At 68.1% G+C, this 18,725-nt stretch carries 18 protein-coding genes; 8 read left to right on the top strand and 10 right to left on the bottom strand.

The features are described from left to right. Positions 1-117: 117 nt before the first annotated feature. Positions 118-288, top strand: coding sequence for a hypothetical protein (locus tag H4W30_RS32895; protein ID WP_009151804.1), 171 nt, complete (start codon positions 118-120; stop codon positions 286-288). Positions 289-323: 35 nt separating this feature from the next. On the opposite strand, the gene H4W30_RS32890 is transcribed toward H4W30_RS32895, so the two are convergent. Continuing rightward, the gene (locus H4W30_RS32890) at positions 324-923 is read right to left on the bottom strand and encodes an Rv1733c family protein (protein WP_112276278.1); all 600 of its coding nucleotides are present in this window, start codon (positions 921-923) and stop codon (positions 324-326) included. Between the two features lie 106 nt (positions 924-1,029). Further along, positions 1,030-1,839: a universal stress protein gene (locus H4W30_RS32885; RefSeq protein ID WP_112276275.1), complete on the bottom strand. Its 810-nt coding sequence runs from the start codon at positions 1,837-1,839 to the stop codon at positions 1,030-1,032. 90 nt (positions 1,840-1,929) lie between these two features. Between H4W30_RS32885 and H4W30_RS32880 the strand changes: the two genes are divergently transcribed. Continuing rightward, positions 1,930-3,387, top strand: coding sequence for a potassium/proton antiporter (locus tag H4W30_RS32880; protein ID WP_192746184.1), 1,458 nt, complete (start codon positions 1,930-1,932; stop codon positions 3,385-3,387). 78 nt (positions 3,388-3,465) lie between these two features. On the opposite strand, the gene H4W30_RS32875 is transcribed toward H4W30_RS32880, so the two are convergent. Next, positions 3,466-4,317, bottom strand: a complete 852-nt coding sequence (locus tag H4W30_RS32875; protein WP_225949947.1) for a universal stress protein — start codon at positions 4,315-4,317, stop codon at positions 3,466-3,468. An 877-nt stretch (positions 4,318-5,194) separates the two neighbouring features. On the opposite strand from H4W30_RS32875, the gene ltrA (H4W30_RS32870) reads away from it, so the two are divergent. Further along, positions 5,195-6,451: a group II intron reverse transcriptase/maturase gene (gene ltrA / locus H4W30_RS32870; protein ID WP_112276271.1), complete on the top strand. Its 1,257-nt coding sequence runs from the start codon at positions 5,195-5,197 to the stop codon at positions 6,449-6,451. Between the two features lie 77 nt (positions 6,452-6,528). Here ltrA (H4W30_RS32870) and H4W30_RS43940 read toward each other — a convergent pair whose 3' ends face one another. The 3 genes from H4W30_RS43940 to ltrA (H4W30_RS32860) all read right to left on the bottom strand — a co-directional run bounded on the left by H4W30_RS43940 (position 6,529) and on the right by ltrA (H4W30_RS32860) (position 8,804). Beyond that, on the bottom strand, positions 6,529-6,987 hold the full coding sequence (locus H4W30_RS43940) for a transposase (RefSeq protein ID WP_245976500.1): 459 nt from the start codon (positions 6,985-6,987) through the stop codon (positions 6,529-6,531). Between the two features lie 40 nt (positions 6,988-7,027). Beyond that, the gene (locus H4W30_RS43935) at positions 7,028-7,423 is read right to left on the bottom strand and encodes a transposase (protein ID WP_228714306.1); all 396 of its coding nucleotides are present in this window, start codon (positions 7,421-7,423) and stop codon (positions 7,028-7,030) included. A 124-nt stretch (positions 7,424-7,547) separates the two neighbouring features. Then, positions 7,548-8,804 carry a group II intron reverse transcriptase/maturase gene (gene ltrA / locus H4W30_RS32860; RefSeq protein WP_112276271.1) on the bottom strand — a complete coding sequence of 419 codons (1,257 nt, stop codon included), beginning with the start codon at positions 8,802-8,804 and terminating at the stop codon, positions 7,548-7,550. A gap of 637 nt (positions 8,805-9,441) precedes the next feature. Between ltrA (H4W30_RS32860) and H4W30_RS32855 the strand changes: the two genes are divergently transcribed. Next, positions 9,442-9,777 (top strand): NUDIX hydrolase, encoded by a 336-nt coding sequence (locus H4W30_RS32855; protein ID WP_281245774.1) that lies wholly within the window; start codon positions 9,442-9,444, stop codon positions 9,775-9,777. Between the two features lie 514 nt (positions 9,778-10,291). On the opposite strand, the gene H4W30_RS32850 is transcribed toward H4W30_RS32855, so the two are convergent. Further along, positions 10,292-10,699 carry a bacteriophage spanin2 family protein gene (locus H4W30_RS32850; protein ID WP_005456771.1) on the bottom strand — a complete coding sequence of 136 codons (408 nt, stop codon included), beginning with the start codon at positions 10,697-10,699 and terminating at the stop codon, positions 10,292-10,294. Positions 10,700-10,799: 100 nt separating this feature from the next. Continuing rightward, positions 10,800-11,849 (bottom strand): TerC family protein, encoded by a 1,050-nt coding sequence (locus H4W30_RS32845; protein ID WP_005456772.1) that lies wholly within the window; start codon positions 11,847-11,849, stop codon positions 10,800-10,802. A 269-nt stretch (positions 11,850-12,118) separates the two neighbouring features. Between H4W30_RS32845 and H4W30_RS32840 the strand changes: the two genes are divergently transcribed. Beyond that, complete coding sequence (locus H4W30_RS32840) at positions 12,119-12,616, top strand: hypothetical protein (RefSeq protein ID WP_005456773.1); 498 nt, start codon at positions 12,119-12,121, stop codon at positions 12,614-12,616. 175 nt (positions 12,617-12,791) lie between these two features. Further along, on the top strand, positions 12,792-13,184 hold the full coding sequence (locus tag H4W30_RS32835; protein ID WP_246106882.1) for a helix-turn-helix transcriptional regulator: 393 nt from the start codon (positions 12,792-12,794) through the stop codon (positions 13,182-13,184). Between the two features lie 409 nt (positions 13,185-13,593). On the opposite strand, the gene H4W30_RS32830 is transcribed toward H4W30_RS32835, so the two are convergent. Then, on the bottom strand, positions 13,594-14,604 hold the full coding sequence (locus tag H4W30_RS32830) for a TerC/Alx family metal homeostasis membrane protein (protein WP_225950578.1): 1,011 nt from the start codon (positions 14,602-14,604) through the stop codon (positions 13,594-13,596). Positions 14,605-14,818: 214 nt separating this feature from the next. On the opposite strand from H4W30_RS32830, the gene H4W30_RS32825 reads away from it, so the two are divergent. Together H4W30_RS32825 and H4W30_RS32820 are read left to right on the top strand one after the other, a co-directional pair. After that, on the top strand, positions 14,819-16,135 hold the full coding sequence (locus H4W30_RS32825; protein WP_005456777.1) for a bifunctional folylpolyglutamate synthase/dihydrofolate synthase: 1,317 nt from the start codon (positions 14,819-14,821) through the stop codon (positions 16,133-16,135). A gap of 152 nt (positions 16,136-16,287) precedes the next feature. Beyond that, entirely contained in the window at positions 16,288-17,403 is a 1,116-nt protein-coding gene (locus H4W30_RS32820) for an L-threonylcarbamoyladenylate synthase (RefSeq protein WP_005456778.1), read from the top strand. Here the strand turns inward: H4W30_RS32820 and H4W30_RS32815 are convergent. Next, positions 17,308-18,696: a UDP-N-acetylmuramoyl-tripeptide--D-alanyl-D-alanine ligase gene (locus H4W30_RS32815; protein WP_005456779.1), complete on the bottom strand. Its 1,389-nt coding sequence runs from the start codon at positions 18,694-18,696 to the stop codon at positions 17,308-17,310. The two genes, H4W30_RS32820 and H4W30_RS32815, sit on opposite strands and share 96 nt — an antisense overlap. Positions 18,697-18,725: the final 29 nt, after the last annotated feature.

Below are 18,725 nucleotides of genomic sequence, written 5' to 3'. Positions count from 1 at the left end.
GCGGGCCGGTGATCCCGTAATTCTCTTAACCACTGTCCTGGGTGCGTTCAGCCCGCCATGTGCTGGGCGGATGGCGGCGTTATCCGGCTCTACCCCTGGTTCCTGGAGGACCGAAACATGTCTGTTGTCGTGCTGGCACTGTTGATCATTTCGCTCGTGGCCGCGGCCGTGCTGATGGTGGCGATGCTCGTGAAGGACAAGCCGTTTTACGGCGGTATTGGTCTCTGTGTGTTGCTCGGGCCGGGTGCGGTGCTGACGTTCTGGTACACGACCTTGTCCTGGGGTTAGACGCGGCCCGCGCGCCGTCGTCGCGGTTGGGGCGTTCAGGGCGGGCCGTGGCCGGTGTTCAGGCGTGCCCACTCGTGTGCCCAGTGGGCGTAGCGATGCTGGTCAAGTCCTGCCCGCAGGAGCCAGAAGGCGGCCGACAACGCGCCGACCACAATCAGCCAGGTAGCGATGGCGGTGGCTGCGGCATGACCGGCGGCGTCCTGCGGCGTGGCGGGTGACGACGTCACCTCGCCAGCAGTGTCAATCCAGATCGGTACCTCGCTGCCCGCGGACATCCCGGAACTGGCCGGGACAGCCCCCGTGAGCTCGATGCCCTCGGATGTGGTCCACCGGGCCTGCGCGCGCGTGCCGTTCTCACTGACTGGCCCGCGCCCAGCTCGGGGTCTCGATGGGGCGTCGGCGAGCAGGGTGGCCGTGGTTTCGTACCGGCTGGCCATCGCTTCCTCGGCGATCTGGCGGTTGTGTGCGTAGCTGCGCTGCCCGTGAGTAACGACAACGGGGATGGTCAGCAGCGACAGCAGCACAACGATCACGAGAGCAGCGGCCTCGATTCGGTCGGAGCCTCGCGCCACAGGGCTTCGCCCCGGGCGGAGACGCCGGGCGAGCCGCAACAGGTACATGGAGGTATCGGGCATGCCGGGCGACCTCCTCCGGTCCCGATCGCCGGTTGAAGCCACCTTTCAGGGTACGACTGACACGGGCATCGGACATGTTGATCACCGCTGCCCTGGGGAGATGCGTTCAGGTGACGGGAGCGACCAGGACGGGGGTGGGACTGCGCGTGAGCAGTTCTGTGGTGACACTGCCCAGCAGGAGTCGGGTGAGCCCGGTACTCCCGTGTGTGGCGGTGATCGCGAGTGTGGCCGGGCGGGACTGGAGCAGCTCGGCGATACTGGCGGCGGGATTGTCGCCGGTGAGCAGGGTGGCACTGGCCTGAACACCGTCATCGGCCAGTGCGTCGGCAGCTCGGGACAGGCCCGCTCCGAGAGCTTCCAGGTTTCCCGGGGTTTCTCTCGGAAACGCGACGTGCACGAGCTCGACCTCGGTAGCGAAGAGGCAGGCCCACGTGGTGGCGACCGCGAGGGCTGTTTCGGCACGGCCGGAGCCATCGAGACAGACCACGAGACGTTCATAACGCCGGGGCAGTCGCGAAAGCTCGTAGCCGGGACCGACCACCAGGGTCGGCGCGCGGCTGGTGCGCAGCAGATGCGCCGAGACGCTGCCGAGGACGAGGCGGTCAACCTCGTCGCGGTGTTGCGCCGACATGCAGACCAGAGTTCCGGGTTCTTCACCGGCCATGTCGGCGATCACCTCGCCCGGCCATCCGGCGCCGACGACAGCGACCTCGACCTGGTCGTAGGGCAGCTGCTCGGCGATGTCGTCGAGGTCACGGGCCCAGCGTCCGTTGACCGGGTCGTAGACCGTGACCAGCTCTATGGGGCAATCCAGCGTCTGGGCAACCCGCAGTGCGGGCAGGAGTGCCCGCTGTGCCTCGTCGGAGCCGTCCAATGGCACCAGCACACGGGAGACGGCTTGCGTATCGTCCGGCATCACAGCCTCCGACCTGCACCATTTGCCCGATTCGACCTGATGTGTTGGGTAAGGTCGTGACCGTATGTGGAAACCGGAAACCGTGGAGCTATGAGCATTCAATTACCTGCCGACTGGTGGATCCTGCTGGTTGCGGTGCTGTTGGTGGGTGGCGTTCTCGCGGCCGGATTCGCCAACCGGCTGCGGTTACCCGGTCTGTTGCTGTTCCTCGTGCTGGGCATGGTCATCGGTGACGACGGGCTCGCGTTGGTCAGTCTGTCCGACCCGCGTGTCGCCCAGATCGGGGGCACCATAGCGCTGCTGCTGATCCTGTATGAGGGTGGGCTGACCACCAAACCCGGTGATCTACGCCAGGCCGCTCTGCCCGGCTCACTGCTGGCCACCGTCGGAGTGCTCATCACCGCGGGCGTGGTGGGCGGCGGTGCGTATCTCCTGCTCGACGTGGAACCGTTGACCGCGTTCCTGATCGGCGCGGTGGTGGCCTCGACCGACGCCGCTGCGGTCTTCGCGATGTTGCGCAGGGCCCCGCTGCCGCGCAAACTGGCCTCGCTACTGGAGGTCGAATCCGGCGCGAACGACCCGATCGCGATCATGCTCACGATCGGATTGATCGAGACCTGGCGTGCCGATCCCGGAATTGGCGACTGGGTCACGTTCGCGCTGCTGCAACTGGGCGGTGGCCTCGGTGTCGGCGCACTGGCCGGCCTCGCCGGCACCTGGATGCTCATGCGCCCCAACCTCGGCCCCGAAGGCGCCTATCCGGTCCTCGCGCTCGGCGTCGCCGGACTGTCCTACGGCGCCGCCGCGGCGGTAGGCGCCTCCGGCTTCCTCGCCGTCTACGTCACGGGACTGGTGGTGGGCGCCCGGGTCCCGCTGCACCGCCGCGGGATCCGCACCTTCCACCAAGGACTGTCCAGCACCGCCGAAGTCGGGCTGTTCCTCATGCTCGGCGTGCTGGTCTTCCCCTCACAACTGCCGTCGGTCGTGGTTCCCGGACTGGCCGTGGTTTTCGTGCTTGTGTTCGTGGCCCGCCCGATCGCGGTCCTGCTTACCCTGGGTTGGCTGCGGTACCGATGGCAGGAACTGCTGTTCACCAGTTGGGTCGGACTCCGCGGCGCGGTGCCGATCGTGCTCGCCACGTTCCCCTTCGTCGCCGGCCACCCCGATGGCCAGTTCATCTTCAACATGGTCTTCTTCGTGGTCCTGGTCTCCGCGGCCGTACAGGGCGTCAGCATCAGCACCGTCGCGGGCTGGCTCGGGCTGCGTGGCGAGTCCCCTACAACAACCTCGGTGGCCGAGGATGTCCCCATCGGCGACATCAACACCGAACTCATCGAAGTCCGCGTCACCCCCGACCTACACATCGCCGGCAAACAACTCAAAGACATCACCCCACCCCACGGACTCATCACCGCCATCATGCGCGGCAAACGAACACTGATCCCCACCCCACGCACCCGGCTCCGAGACGGCGACCTCGTCATCGTCGCGATCCCCCGCCAACCCGACGCCTCCAAACTCGTCACTACCTGGGCCCGCGGAGAATAAGCGGCGATCAGGCAACGCCCACACAGGCGGCGATGGCCAGGATGATCGCAATATCGCGGGAACACGTACAGCTCCAGGTCAGTCCTTCCGGGCCGGCACGACGAGCACATCCGATGACGCGTCCCGCAACACGTGCTGGGCAACGCTGCCGAGCAGGGTGTAGCCCAGCGACGAGCGGGCGCCGGTACCGACGGCGACCAGATCGGCGGCGTGGTGGCGGCTCAGCTCTGGCAAACGCGTCTGCGGACGCCCGGACGCGATCACCACCCGCGACGCAGCGGGCGTCAGCTCGGCGGCCACGCGCTCGATATCGACGCGAACCTGCTCGGTGCTCACCTCGCGCAACTCGGCCAAGTGTTGCTCGCTGGCGCCGTGCATGCGCATCAACGTCTCGCCGACAACTACGGCAAAGTGCACGACGATGTGGTCCGCGTACGGCGTGAGCGCGCCCGCCGTGTGCGCCGCCGTTGCCGAGACAGCTGTGCTATCGACGGCGAGCACGACCGTGCGGTACTCCCCATCGGGTGGACTCTTGACCACCAGAACCGGAACCGGGCTCGCCCGCACCAGGTTGCCGGGAGTGCTGCCCAGGACCGGGCTGGTCAGCCGGTGGCCGCCATGCGCGCCGACGACCAGCAGGTCCGCGTCGCGATCAGTGACCTCAGCGAGGATCTCGTAAGCCACGTGACCGTGGCGGACGACGGCCTCCGTGACCGTGGAGGTGATGAACCGGTCGAGGTGTGAGCGCAGGCGGGCGTGGGCGAACTCGCTCAGCTCCTCGTTCAACCCGGCCGGCTGCACATTGACGGCGCTCAGCCGGGCGTCGCGTTCGGCGGCCAGCTGCGCGGCCCTCCGCACAGCCAAGCCCGCCTGCTCAGACAAATCGGTGGCGACCAGCACCCGGCGGACTGGTGCGGCGGCCATCGACATCACACTCCCTCCCTGCGAATAATGCCCCCTCCGACCGTCCGGCGCCCACGACCGAAGTCGAACCGGGCCAATGCATCGGCAAGCCGATGGCGGCTGGCGACGGATGTTTCCTCGGGCATCCATAGTAAGGCGACGTCTGGATGGGCCGCCTGCGCGAGCGGCGCCCGCTCATGACCAACGGCGCCAGCGAAATTCACGCGCTGAACGAAGCAGCGTCAGCCCGCACATCGAATTGCCCAAGACCAAACGCGTCCTGCACGGACCGAAGAGATGATGTCGACGCCGCAGCTAGGGCGTGTCGTGCGTCACGAACGCGGAGGGGAGTCTGATGTAGGTAGGGCTTCTTGATGCGGTGCTGCACGGGAGATGAAGGTTGTGGCCCTTCGGGATCGCTCTGCGGAGGGAGGTCTCAAACCGCCTCATGCTGCGTTGGCTGAAGACCGTCGTGGTGAGCGATGAGGAAAAGGCGCACGTGATGTGCCAGGTGGGGGCCAGGAAGACGATCGCTGTTGAAGCGTCGAAACCTAGACAGATGGCATCGAAACCGGGGAGTGACACGGTTCCCGGGATGAGCCTGGCGGGTGTCCGCTGACTGGTCAGGCGGTGTCCGGCGTGAAGGTGACGTGAGCCTGGTCTGCGGCTTCCGTGTGGAACGTGAGAAGGCGCGCCGTGATACTGCCGGTCCCAGCCAGGGGTGGGTGAGAGGGAGTGCTCCAAGCGGCCGAAACCGTGAGGAGTCGAGTACCGATGCGCGGCGCGCTGGCGGACCCGCTCGTAGTAGCTGTGAGGCCCTTGTAATGGGGGCGGAGCCAAGGGGCGGGGTCGTCTGTGACTGGGTTCGTTCGATCAACCAGGCCATGGGTCTGGGAGGAGTCGCGTGGACGAGTTGAAGTCGTCTGGCAAGTCGTTCGAGATTTCGAAGTGGGAGGTCTGGGAGGCCTATCAGCAGGTGAAGGGCAATCAGGGCGCCGCGGGGGTGGACGGGGTGTCCATCGCGGAGTTCGAGACCAACCTGAAGAACAACCTGTATCGGGTCTGGAATCGGATGTCGTCGGGGACCTGGTTCCCGCCGGCGGTGCGTGCGGTGGAGATCCCCAAACCGCATGGCGGCGGGACGAGGATGCTGGGCATACCTTGTGTCGCTGACCGGGTGGCGCAGACGGTGGTGGCTCGGCGTCTGGAAGCGGTCGTGGAGCCGGTGTTCCACGAGGACTCTTTCGGATACCGGCCCGGTCGCTCTGCGTTGGAGGCGGTCCAGCGGTGCCGGGAACGCTGTTGGAGACGCGGCTGGGTCGTGGACTTGGATGTCGCGAAGTTCTTCGACAGCGTGCCCTGGGACCTGATCGTCAAAGCGGTGGAAGCACACACCGACGTTCCGTGGGTGGTTCTGTATGTGAAGCGGTGGCTTGCCGCGCCCGTGCGGATGCCCGACGGGACGGTTGCTGAACGGGATCGGGGAACCCCGCAGGGATCACCGATCTCGCCCGTGCTCGCGAACCTGTTCATGCACTACGCGTTCGACGTCTGGTTGGAGCGGGAGTTTCCGGCCGTGCAGTTCGAACGCTACGCGGACGACGCGGTGCTGCACTGCGTCTCCGAACGGCAGGCCCACCGGGTCTTGTCCGCGCTGCGTGAACGGATGGCCGAGGTCGGGTTGCGGCTGCATCCCGACAAGACCCGGATCGTGTACTGCAAGGACGGCGCGAGACGTGGCTCGTACGAACACACCTCGTTCACCTTCCTGGGGTTCACGTTCCGGGCGCGGGACGCGCGGGCGAAGGATGGCAGGCGCTTCCTGTCGTTCCTGCCCGCGATCAGCAAAGACGCTCTGAAGAAGATCAGTGGTGTGGTCCGCTCCTGGCGGCTGCACCGCAGGGTCAACCTCACCTTCGCCGAACTCGCCACAATGATCAACCCGATCGTGGCGGGTTGGATGCAGTACTACGGGCGTTTCCGCCGGTCAGCGCTGTATCCACTCCTAGCGCGCATCAACGCCTACCTGGTGCGATGGATCCGCAAGAAGTACCGACGACTCCAGGCACTCCGCACAGCCCAACGCAAACTCGTGGAGATCACCCACCGGTATCCCCGCATGTTCGCGCACTGGCGCTGGGTGCCCTGGACCGCCAGATGATCAAGACGACAAGAGCCGGATGAATCGAGAGGTTCACGTCCGGATCTGTGGGGGCCGGGAGGGGCAGTTCCTCCCGGCTACCCGACTGACAATGTCTTGGTCCAAGTGATGACGGCGTGGAGAACGACCGCGCAGCGATAGACGATGGCGAGTTTGTCGTAGCGAGTTGCCAGGCCACGCCATTGTTTGAGCAGGGCGATGCGCCGTTCGACAACGTTGCGGCCGCGATAATCGACCGCGTCGAGGGTGGGCGGACGGCCGCCGCGGGAACCGCGGCGGGTGCGGTGCCCGGCCTGGTCGGCCGGCTCGGGGATCACCGCCGTGATGCCGCGATCGCGCAAATGCCCCCGGATCGCTCTCGAGGAATAAGCCTTGTCGCCGCGGACACGGTCGGGCCGGGTCCGAGCTCGACCACGTCCGAGGCGAGCGACACGCAGTTGCCGCATCAGATGCGGAAACATCGGCGCGTCCCCGGCCTGGCCGGGCCCGACTAACGTCACCAGCGGGCGGCCGTTCCCGTCGACGAGATGGTGCACTTTGGTGCTCCAGCCGCCACGAGAGCGGCCGATCGCGTGATCAGGCGGCTCGTTGTGCAGATCCGTGTAGTTCGACCCAGCCCCCTGTGGGGCGGGTGATGTTGGTGGCGTGCTGATGCGCACGCGCGATCGTGGAATCCACCGACACCGACCACTCCACCAGGCCGGCCGAGTCCGCAGCAGTCAGCAGACGTTGCAACACGGTGTCCCAGGTGCCGTCACCGGCCATCCGGCGGTGCCAGGTCCAGATCGTCTGCCACGGGCCGAATACCGCAGGCACATCCCGCCACGCGATCCCGCACCGATACCGGTAAATGATCCCTTCGACCATCGACCTCGCATCCGAGAACGGTCGGCCCTGCTTGCCGGTACGCACCGGAAGCAGGTCCTCGATCAACGCCCACTGATCATCTGAAAGCAACTGGAACCGCGACACCCGAACAGCATCTCAACCACCCGCCAACACCATTGTCAGTCGGGTAGCCGGGAGGAACTGCCCCTCCCGGCCCCCACAGATCCGGACGTGAACCTCTCGATTCATCCGGCTCTTGTCGTCTTGATCATCTGGCGGTCCAGGGCACCCAGCGCCAGTGCGCGAACATGCGGGGATACCGGTGGGTGATCTCCACGAGTTTGCGTTGGGCTGTGCGGAGTGCCTGGAGTCGTCGGTACTTCTTGCGGATCCATCGCACCAGGTAGGCGTTGATGCGCGCTAGGAGTGGATACAGCGCTGACCGGCGGAAACGCCCGTAGTACTGCATCCAACCCGCCACGATCGGGTTGATCATTGTGGCGAGTTCGGCGAAGGTGAGGTTGACCCTGCGGTGCAGCCGCCAGGAGCGGACCACACCACTGATCTTCTTCAGAGCGTCTTTGCTGATCGCGGGCAGGAACGACAGGAAGCGCCTGCCATCCTTCGCCCGCGCGTCCCGCGCCCGGAACGTGAACCCCAGGAAGGTGAACGAGGTGTGTTCGTACGAGCCACGTCTCGCGCCGTCCTTGCAGTACACGATCCGGGTCTTGTCGGGATGCAGCCGCAACCCGACCTCGGCCATCCGTTCACGCAGCGCGGACAAGACCCGGTGGGCCTGCCGTTCGGAGACGCAGTGCAGCACCGCGTCGTCCGCGTAGCGTTCGAACTGCACGGCCGGAAACTCCCGCTCCAACCAGACGTCGAACGCGTAGTGCATGAACAGGTTCGCGAGCACGGGCGAGATCGGTGATCCCTGCGGGGTTCCCCGATCCCGTTCAGCAACCGTCCCGTCGGGCATCCGCACGGGCGCGGCAAGCCACCGCTTCACATACAGAACCACCCACGGAACGTCGGTGTGTGCTTCCACCGCTTTGACGATCAGGTCCCAGGGCACGCTGTCGAAGAACTTCGCGACATCCAAGTCCACGACCCAGCCGCGTCTCCAACAGCGTTCCCGGCACCGCTGGACCGCCTCCAACGCAGAGCGACCGGGCCGGTATCCGAAAGAGTCCTCGTGGAACACCGGCTCCACGACCGCTTCCAGACGCCGAGCCACCACCGTCTGCGCCACCCGGTCAGCGACACAAGGTATGCCCAGCATCCTCGTCCCGCCGCCATGCGGTTTGGGGATCTCCACCGCACGCACCGCCGGCGGGAACCAGGTCCCCGACGACATCCGATTCCAGACCCGATACAGGTTGTTCTTCAGGTTGGTCTCGAACTCCGCGATGGACACCCCGTCCACCCCCGCGGCGCCCTGATTGCCCTTCACCTGCTGATAGGCCTCCCAGACCTCCCACTTCGAAATCTCGAACGACTTGCCAGACGACTTCAACTCGTCCACGCGACTCCTCCCAGACCCATGGCCTGGTTGATCGAACGAACCCAGTCACAGACGACCCCGCCCCTTGGCTCCGCCCCCATTACAAGGGCCTCACAGCTACTACGAGCGGGTCCGCCAGCGCGCCGCGCATCGGTACTCGACTCCTCACGGTTTCGGCCGCTTGGAGCACTCCCTCTCACCCACCCCTGGCTGGGACCGGCAGTATCACGGCGCGCCTTCTCACGTTCCACACGGAAGCCGCAGACCAGGCTCACGTCACCTTCACGCCGGACACCGCCTGACCAGTCAGCGGACACCCGCCAGGCTCATCCCGGGAACCGTGTCACTCCCCGGTTTCGATGCCATCTGTCTAGGTTTCGACGCTTCAACAGCGATCGTCTTCCTGGCCCCCACCTGGCACATCACGTGCGCCTTTTCCTCATCGCTCACCACGACGGTCTTCAGCCAACGCAGCATGAGGCGGTTTGAGACCTCCCTCCGCAGAGCGATCCCGAAGGGCCACAACCTTCATCTCCCGTGCAGCACCGCATCAAGAAGCCCTACCTACATCAGACTCCCCTCCGCGTTCGTGACGCACGACACGCCCTAGCCCTCGACGTGCGCGCCAGTTGAGACAGCAGAAGAGTGAGACCGCCAACTGTTCCTAACGCCCGGCGGAACCGTCGAGCCAGGCGAGACGCCTCGAGCCGCAGCAGCCCGTGAACTCTTGGAGGAGACCGGCCTGCTGGGCGAGCTGCTGTCAGTGCCGGCGGCCGTCGCTGTCCGCTCTTTCCGCGCCGACTGGACGCCAACGCTGAGCCTGTCCTACGGAGCCGTCATCAACCGCGACGCGCCACTCGGCGGGGAGAAGGGACAGCCGCCGAAGTGGGTCGACCTGGACGAATCGTGGGAGAGCGTGTTCCCCGAGGATCGCGACCGAATCCGCGCGTATGTGCGCAGGCTCGCGGCAGAGCACGCGGTCGAGGCGCGCTGATCCTGTCGGGCGGGGCTTTAGTGTCAACGGCGGGCGAATCTTGACCCCCTGGCGGCACCTGGGTTAGGCGCCACGCCGGGGTCAGTTTTCACGCGCCGTCGACAGCTTTAGTTGGTGGCGGCCCCTGCGGACAAGCACAGATCGTCCCAAGCACCATCCCGCTCTGGCGTTTTCATGGGCGGTCTGGGTCGCACGTCCGGACGTGAACGTCCGCCGTTTCGTCGTTGACATGGCCGCTGATCAGGTCCGATCAACGCCGGGTAGCGTGGGTGCGCTAGCGAATCTGGGAGTGATTATGGCGATACGACGAGATGCTCTCGCAGCACGGCGCGAGGCTCTCGGCTTCACCCAGGAAACCCTCGCCCAGGAGCTTGGGGTGGAGCTCTCGACAACCTGACCTCGCCTGCGAGTGGGCCGCTCACCTGGAAGGGAGGGACGACCGACGAACGTTCAGCGGGGTCGCCGACGGTGCTCATCACGGGCTGCTTCCTGTCGTGCCCGTGACCCTACTTGGTCAGGGCGCGCAGGCGGTGGTGAGCGCGGCGGCCTGATCGGCCCTGGTCTGCAGCCAGGCGGCTGGAGCACTGGTGAGGGTGTCCAGGGTGGCCGTCTGCAGGGTGGCGGCCAGGTCGGTGATGGCGCGGCCGATGTCGGTGTCGCTGGTGGTCGCGGCCAGGTCGGTGAGCTCGGTGGCGGTGGTGTGCGCCTGGTCCAGTGCGGCCTGCGGTGCGCTGAGGTCGGGCGGGTTGGCGACCAGTGCCAGCGCGTCGCTACACACCTCGGCGGCGGCGACCGCGCCGGTCACGGTGTCCGCGGCCGAACCGGCGGTGTCGCCGGCCTGCTGGACAGCGCCGCAGCCGCTGATCGCCGCCACGACGCCCACGCCGAGCAGCACAGAGGTCCATCGAGTCGAGATGCGCATGAGCGGGTTCCTTTCCGGATGGGCTGGGTCTGTGGGGTGGTGCCGCCCACCGCTGGTGGGGGGAGTGAGCGGTGGGCGGCACCGGGGCGGTCGACGCGCGTCAGTCGCGCGTCGACAGGCCAGTGGGCGAGGACGGGGCCGTCTCGGCTGCGGCCGCCCCGGTTTGGGCTGGCTCGGTCGTGACCGTGTCGGGCTCCGCACCGGCCAGCGAATCGGCAGAGGCAGCCGCTGGGGTGGCCGGGGTGGTGCGGGTGCGGATCCAGCTGGCCGTGACGGCGACGGCGAGCAGGAGGGCGACCACGGCCAGCGAGAACCAGGTGGGGATCTTGTAGAGGTCGAGCAGCAGCATCTTGATGCCGACCCACACCAGCACCAGGGCGAGGCCTAGCTTGAGGTAGATGAAGCGGTGCATCAGGTCGGCGAGCAGGAAGTACATGGCGCGCAGGCCCAGGATGGCGAAGGCGTTGGAGGTGAACACCAGGAACGGCTGCTGGGTGATGGCGAAGATCGCCGGGATGGAGTCGACGGCGAAGACGATGTCGGTGACCTCGACCAGCACCAGCACCGCCAACAGAGGGGTGGCCACCCAGCGCCCGGCCTGGCGCACCAGGAACTTCTGCCCGTGGTACTCCTCGGTGGTGGGGATGACCTTGCGGAACAGGCGCAGCACGACGCTGCGGTCGGGGTCGATGGTCTCGTTGCGGTGCACGGCCATCCGGACACCGGTGGCGACCAGGAAGGCGCCGAACACGTACAGGATCCAGGCGAAGGACGCGATGAGCACCGAGCCCGCGGCGATGAACACCGCCCGGAACACCAGTGCGCCGAGCACGCCGTAGAACAGCACGCGGTGCTGGTACTCGCGGGGAACGGCGAAGTAGCCGAAGATGATCGCGAAGACGAACACGTTGTCCACCGCGAGGGACTTCTCGATCACGTAGCCCGCGAAGTACTGGGCGGCGAACTCGCTGCCCCACGCCCACCACACGATCGCGCCGAACCCGAGGCCGAGCGCGACCCACACCGCCGACCAGGCGGCGGCCTCGCGGACCCCGACCACGTGTGCGCGGCGGTGGGCGAACAGGTCGATCGCGAGCATCACCAGGATCACGCCGAGCACCGCGGCCCACGCCCACAACGGAACAACCACAGTCAAGCACCTCCGGTCACGTCGAGTGAAACCGGAGGTCTCCCCAACCGCCAGAGCACGTGCGCTGGGTCCGGTGGCGCCGGGACCGGGCAGCCATCGAACTGCCGTAATGACGATCCCGGACGTGGTGGGTACTCCCCTCCGCACCACCAGAATGACGAAATACGGTTCGCCTGTCAAGGCTTGACTGGCGAACCGTACTTCGTCAATCTGGAAATGAGGCCAGCGCGCGGCCTCCTCGATCCGTGCCGTGGAAAGCAGGTCCGCTGATGCCCGCCCAGTGCACAACCCTCGTCTGCGTCGTCGACGCCACCGATCCCGCGCCGGCCGCCGAGCTGCCCGCGGCGGTCGAACTGATCGCCGACCACGGCCACCTCGTGCTCGCCGTGCTGCACCCGCCGCCGGGGCTCACGCTCAACGCGCGGCTGATCGCCTGGCAGCAGGTCCGCCGGGAGCAGGTCACCGCCGCGGCGCTCGCTCCCGCGCTGTCACGGCTCCCGTCATCCGGGCTGGCCGAGCGGGGCGTGCGGATCCACACCACCGCGTGGCATCACCGTCGCGGGCCGGGCGGCCGGCATCGGCGCGTGGCCGCCGCCCTGCTGCGACTGTGCCGAGTGCACGACGCCGACGTGCTCGTGTTGCCCGCCCATCCTCGCGCCGAGCTCCTCACGCCTGCGACCTGCCAGTACCTGCTCGGCCTCACTCAACCTCGGCTGCGGATCCGCCGCGCAGACGAGCACACCCTGCCCGACGCGATGCTGGTCTGATCACACCCGGTCGAGCAGCTCCCCGCCGATCCGGACCCCGCGCCGACAGCGGCATCGAGAGTGGAAGGAATGCCTTATGGTCGGCCCCATGCGGCCTGCCGAACCCCCACCCGACCACGCCCTCCCCACCCCAGCGGGCTCGGATCCCACCGACTCCGGCACGGTGGATTCTGGCGTGGTGGATGCTGGTGCGGAACCGGCCGACGCCGCCGCGTCGCAGACGCCAGGGTCGTGGATGTTCCTGAGCAACCACGCCCACGTGCTGCTCTGCCTGGCCGCCGACCCGCACCAGACCCTGCCCGTCATCGCCCAGAAGGTCGGCATCACCACCCGCGCCGTCCAGCTCATCCTCACCGACCTCATCCAGGGCGGCTACATCGAGCGCACCAAAGTCGGCCGCCGCAACCACTACCGCATCAACCCCGACGGCCATCTGCGCCACCCGCTGGAAGCCCACCACCGCATCGCCGACCTCATCACCGCCGTCGGTCCCGCCACCCCTGACGATGCTCGTGATGCTTCGGCTGACGGCGCCTCGACTCCTCCGCGTCGTCGCCGCACCGGATAACTCGCCACCCTTGGTAAACGAACCACAGTTCGTCATTCTCGACGTTGAGGGGGAGTACCTCAACGACCAAGCCCCGCGTCGTCAACACGATCTGGCCGACCCGGATCCGGCGCAGGCACCCGCCGCCCCACCGCGCGGGTCCAGGAAACCTCACGCCACCGACGCCAGCACCACCAAGCACGCCCTGGCAAGGGCTACGTGGCGTGGCCGGGCGGTGTGCGGACAGGACCTCGCGACGACCAGCGCCCCTCTCGCTTCGCACCCCACACTGACACGCCACCCGGGACGGCGTGTGTTCATCGTGGCGGGCGGGGCGGCACCAACGCTGCGCAGGTGATGACCAACGCCAGCAGAATGAGTGCCGTGACAGCGATGTCGATGAGGAATCCGGTGAGCATGGTGAACATGGTCAGTCCTTCTCAATCACGTGCTGCTCGGCTCGGCGGCGGGTGCGCAGGCTCGCCGCGATGACGACGGCGAGGATGGCCACGATGACAGCGAGGGAGACCGGCGTGGGGATCTGCGGGGTGGCCGGCCAGATTCCGTGGGCCCAGTGCAACACCAGTTTCAGACCGATGAACGCGAGAATGACCGCCAGGCCGTGGTTGAGATAGACGAGCTTGGCCAGCGTGGCGTGGAGCACGAAGTAGAGCGCGCGCAGGCCGAGCAGCGCGAAGGCGTTGGTGGCGAATACCAGGTAGGGGTCCGCGGTGATGCCGTAGACCGCGGGGACCGAGTCCACGGCGAACACCACGTCGGTCACGAACACCGCGGCGACCACCACCGCAAGCGGCGTGAGCGCGCGTCGTCCGTGCTCCCGTACGGTCAGCCGGGTGCCTCGGTAGTCGTCGGTGACGGGCATGAACCTGCGGAGCAGTCGCACGATACGCATCTGGGATACGTCGCGGCCCGCGAAGGCCGAACCGGTGTGCACCTCGTGCAGGATCTTGCCCGCGGACACGAGCAGGATCAGGCCGAAGAGGAGGAACGCCCAGGTGCCTGCCTGCAGCAGCGCCGCGCCCGCCGCGATGAAGATGCCCCGCAGGACCAGGGCACCGGCGATGCCGTACAGCAGCACCCGTTGCTGAATGGGGGACGGGACCGCGAACCCGGCCAGGATCAGCATGAACACGAACAGGTTGTCCACCGACAGTGACTTCTCCACCACGAAGCCGGTGATGAACTCCAGTGCCGGCCCGCTGTCGAACACCGCCCACAGCCAGATCCCGAACAGGACGGGCAGCGTGAGATAGAACACCGACCAGCCAATCGCTTCCCGTATCGACACCTCGTGGGGACGGCGGGTGACGGCGAAATCGGTGACGAGGAGGCCGAGTATTACGGCGATGCTGGCGACCCACAACCAGGGCGACCCGATCGACGAGGACCCCACCGAGTCGGCGGGCGCGGCCACGGACAGAGACGACACCACGGGATGAAAGGGCACGAAGACCTCCGCGCACGGACGACGTTCGAGGTCTCCTTCACCCTGGTGAGGGCGGTCGCCCGGGGACACCATGGGGTGTCCGTATTGACCAGGCAGACACTTAGGGAAGTACTCCCCTCTGCACGCAGTGTCACTGGCCGGAATGTGGCTGTCAAGGTTGATCGGGGGTGGATCTAGGATCGGTGGCGTGAGGCGCGCCGGGGTATGGCAGTGGCTGGACGGTCACGTCGACCATGAGCGGGGGGTGGGGGTCGCTGCTGGTGGGGTGGTGTCGCAGGCCCCGACGACCGTGGTCATCGAGCGGCTGCTGCGCACGCTCGGCCGGCCCGAGCAGCGGGTGCCGGTGATCCTGGTGGCCGGCACCAACGGCAAGAGCACGACCGCCCGGATCCTGGCCGCGGTGCTGGCGGGCAGTGGACTGCGGGTCGGGTTGTACACCAGTCCTCATCTGCACCGGCCGCAGGAGCGGATCACCATCGATGGTGTCACGATCACCGACGACGAGTTGGCGGCGGTGCTCGACCCGCTGGTGGCGGACGAGCGCACCGCGTCAGAGCTGGGGCGGCCCAGTTGGTTCGAATTGATGACCGCGGCCGCGGTGGGCTGGTTCGCCGACCAACGTGTTGATGTCGCGGTGGTCGAGACCGGTCTGGGTGGCAGCGGCGACGCGACCGCCGCGCTCGGCGCCGGCCTGGTGGTGGTCACGTCGGTGGGCGTCGACCACGTCGAGTACTTCGGTGACACGCGGTGGGACAACGCCGTGGCTGAGGCTGGCGCGGTTCCTGAGGGCGCGACCGTGGTGCTAGCCGAAGCGGACCCGGCCATGCACCCGCCGTTCCTGGGCCGCCGCCCCTCGCGCGTGGTGACCGTGGATCGTGACTTCGGCGTGGCCGCCGACGCGCCGGTCGCGGATGGCCGGACGGTGTCGCTGTTCACGCCCGGGGCGACTTATGACGACGTTTTCCTGCGTCTGCTGGCACCGTGGCAGGCGGCGAACGCGGCGACGGCGTTGGCCGCCGCCGAGGTGTGGCTGGCCCGGCCGGTGGCCGACCAGGTGGTGCGGGCGGTCTGCGGGGCGCTGCGGGCTTCGGGCCGCTTTGAGCTTGTCCACACCCCCGGCCCTGTGCTGATGGACGGCGCCCACAACGAGGAAGCGGCCACCGCGCTGGCACGGGCGCTGCGGGAGCGGTTCGACGGCGTCTCCCGCACCGTGGTGGTCGGTATGACCGGGACCCGCGCGCCGGAGGCGTTTCTGAGTGCCCTGGGGGTCGGGGCTGGTGACTGGGTGATCTGCACCTCGCCCCGGACACCGCGAGCGGTGCCGCTCGCCAGGCTCGCCGCCGCCGCGCGGGCGGTGGGCGCAGGATCGGTCGCGGTCGAGGCGGATGTGGGTGATGCGGTGCGCCGCGCGGCGGCGGCGAATGATAGCACGCTCACGGTAGTTACCGGGTCGCTCTATGTGATCGGCGAGGCGCTGCCCGTCGTGCGAGCGCTGGTGACGTGACCACCCGTGCTGCCCGGGCTGAGCGCCGCGCGTGCTGATCGGGAAGAGAGGGTACGAGATCCGGTCTCGAAATGGGTCCGGCGGCGCGGGGGCAACGGTGATCGCGCGAGCCGGTGGTGTGTCAGACTGCAGTGGTGAGGGGTGAACGGGTGATGTCGGATCAACCAGGCATCGCGCCTGAGCGCGTGGGACTCGATGTGGAACGCGCTGCTGGCACCCTGCGCGCGGGTGGGCTGGTCGCGTTCCCGACCGAGACCGTGTACGGGCTCGGCGCGGACGCGGAGAACGTCGACGCGGTGGAGCGTGTCTTCGCCGTGAAGGGGCGGCCCTCGACGCACCCGCTGATCGTGCACCTCAGCGGGGCGCGTCAGCTCCCCGACTGGGTCGCGGAGGTGCCCGACGCGGCGCGCCGCGTCGCTGACCGTTTCTGGCCTGGCCCGGTGACCCTGGTTCTTCGTCGGGGCCGCCGTGTTCCCCGCGCGGTCACCGGCGGTCTGGAGACGGTCGCGCTGCGGGTGCCCGACCATCCGGTCGCCCGCGCGCTGCTCACGGCGTTCGGTGGCGGTGTGGCGGCGCCATCGGCCAACCGTTTCGGCTCGGTCAGTCCCACGGCGGCTGCTCATGTTGGCGACGGGTTGGGCGCCGACGTCGACTACGTGCTGGACGGCGGCCCCTGTGCGGTGGGTGTCGAGTCCACGATCGTCGACCTCACCGGCGCACCTGCGATACTGCGCCCAGGCGGCGTGACACGAGAGGATCTTGAGCGCGCACTGGGTTGCTCCGTGCCGGTGCGGGCGAGGAGTGCCGTACGCGTTCCGGGCCAGCATCCGTCGCACTACGCGCCGAGGGCACGGGTTGTCCTGGTCGAGCCGGGCCAGGTGATCGGCCACGCCGAGTACCTGGCAGCGCAGGGCCGGCGCGTCGGCGTCCTGCTGCCGCCCGAGTTCGCGGGCGGTGCCGGTGCGTGTGCCGGGCAGCGCGTTATCGCGGTGCCGGACTCGGGTGCGCGGTACGCGCGGCGGCTTTTCGAGTTCCTCCGTGACTTCGACCGGCATGAGTGCGAGGTCGTGGTGGCCTCGGTTCCTACCCCGGACGGGCTCGGATTGGCGATCGCGGATCGGCTCCGCCGAGCGGCCGGGTCGCGCAGCCAGACGGCCGCGACTCCGGGCTGCTCAGCGGTTGCTGAGCGCGGCGACGAGGTGTTCGAGGTGGGCGGCGCGGGATGCTTTGATCAGGACGAGATCGTCGGGACGAAGGATTCGACTTAGCACGTCGTGGGCGGCCTGGCTGTCGGGAACGGCGATGATGTCGAGGGTGCTGTGCTCGGTGTCGGCCGCGTCGGCGATCAGAGGCGCGGTCCGGGTGCCGATGGTGATCAGGACGTCGAGGCCGGCGCGTGCGGCGAGCACGCCGAGGTGGTGGTGGGCGCCAGCGGCGTGGTCGCCGAGGTCGGCCATCTCGCCGAGGACGGCGATCCGGCGGCGGGCGGACATGGTGCTCAGGGTGGTCAGCGCGGCGGCCATGGAGTCGGGGTTGGCGTTGTAGGCGTCGTGGAGGAGCGTGACCCCGTCGCCCCGCACGATGGTTTGCATGCGCCCGCCGCTGGCGGGTTCAGCGGCGCTCAGGGCATCGGCGATGGTGTGGTGGTCAAGGCCGAGGCCGAGGGCGAGGGCGGCGACGGCGAGGGCGTTGCCGACGTGGTGCCGGCCGGTCAGGCGGAGCGTGACGGGTGCCGTGCCCTCGGGAGTGTGCAGGGTGAAGCACGCCCGGCCGCGCGGCGTGACGTGCACATCTCGGGCGTATACGCCGTTGGGGTGGGGGCGCTGGCTCCACCAGCGGGTGCGGGCGGGGGTGAGCGGGGCCATCGCGGCGACGAGCGGATCGTCGGCGTTGAGGATGGCCAGCCCACCGTGGTCTGCAGAGGGGAGCCCGGTCAGTAGTTCGCTTTTGGCCGCGGCGATCCCGGTTTGCCCGTCGGGGTATTGACCGAGGTGGGCGGTGCCGACGTTGAGCACGACCCCGACGTGGGGGGTGACCAGGCCGCACAGGTAGCTGAGGTGTCCACGGCCCCGGGCGCCCATTTCCAGGATGAGGTAGCGGGTGTCGGGGGTGGCGCGCAGGACAGTGAGGGGAAAACCGAGCTCGTTGTTGAAGGAGCGGTCTGTGGCGGCGACCGGGCCGTGGTGTGCCAGGACCTGGGTGGCGAGATCTTTGGTCGTGGTCTTGCCGTTCGACCCGGTGATGCCGATCACGGTGGCCGGCAGTCGGTCTGCCACGTGGCGAGCCAGGTCGCCGAGCGCGCGGGTCACGTCGGTGACCTGGACGGCAGGGGCGGGCACCGGGCGTGCGGCCAGCACCAGGGCGGCTCCCGCGGCGAGGGCCGCTGATGCGTGGTAGTGCCCGTCGGTGCGCCGGCCGGGGAGGGCGGCGAACACGCCGCCGGGGTGGACCTGGCGGGAGTCGATGCTGGCGGGTGCGGTCACCAGCAGCGACGGGTCGGTCCCCGGGACGAGGTGACCGTCGGTGGCCGCGGCGATCGCGGCGGCGGTCAGGGGGATCATCGTGGTGACGCTCCTTCGGACGTGCAGTG

The sequence above is a fragment of the Amycolatopsis roodepoortensis genome (genome assembly GCF_014873915.1).
Classification (GTDB): domain Bacteria; phylum Actinomycetota; class Actinomycetes; order Mycobacteriales; family Pseudonocardiaceae; genus Amycolatopsis; species Amycolatopsis roodepoortensis.
This window is presented reverse-complemented; position numbering and strand designations above follow the sequence as displayed.

What these genes read in the sequence shown, in the direction of transcription:
- H4W30_RS32895 (WP_009151804.1), top strand. Translation starts at nt 118, where the DNA reads ATGTCTGTTGTCGTGCTGGCACTGTTGATCATTTCGCTCGTGGCCGCG.
- H4W30_RS32890 (WP_112276278.1), bottom strand. Translation starts at nt 923, where the DNA reads ATGCCCGATACCTCCATGTACCTGTTGCGGCTCGCCCGGCGTCTCCGC.
- H4W30_RS32885 (WP_112276275.1), bottom strand. Translation starts at nt 1,839, where the DNA reads ATGCCGGACGATACGCAAGCCGTCTCCCGTGTGCTGGTGCCATTGGAC.
- H4W30_RS32880 (WP_192746184.1), top strand. Translation starts at nt 1,930, where the DNA reads ATGAGCATTCAATTACCTGCCGACTGGTGGATCCTGCTGGTTGCGGTG.
- H4W30_RS32875 (WP_225949947.1), bottom strand. Translation starts at nt 4,317, where the DNA reads ATGTCGATGGCCGCCGCACCAGTCCGCCGGGTGCTGGTCGCCACCGAT.
- H4W30_RS32850 (WP_005456771.1), bottom strand. Translation starts at nt 10,699, where the DNA reads ATGCGCATCTCGACTCGATGGACCTCTGTGCTGCTCGGCGTGGGCGTC.
- H4W30_RS32840 (WP_005456773.1), top strand. Translation starts at nt 12,119, where the DNA reads ATGCCCGCCCAGTGCACAACCCTCGTCTGCGTCGTCGACGCCACCGAT.
- H4W30_RS32820 (WP_005456778.1), top strand. Translation starts at nt 16,288, where the DNA reads ATGTCGGATCAACCAGGCATCGCGCCTGAGCGCGTGGGACTCGATGTG.
- H4W30_RS32815 (WP_005456779.1), bottom strand. Translation starts at nt 18,696, where the DNA reads ATGATCCCCCTGACCGCCGCCGCGATCGCCGCGGCCACCGACGGTCAC.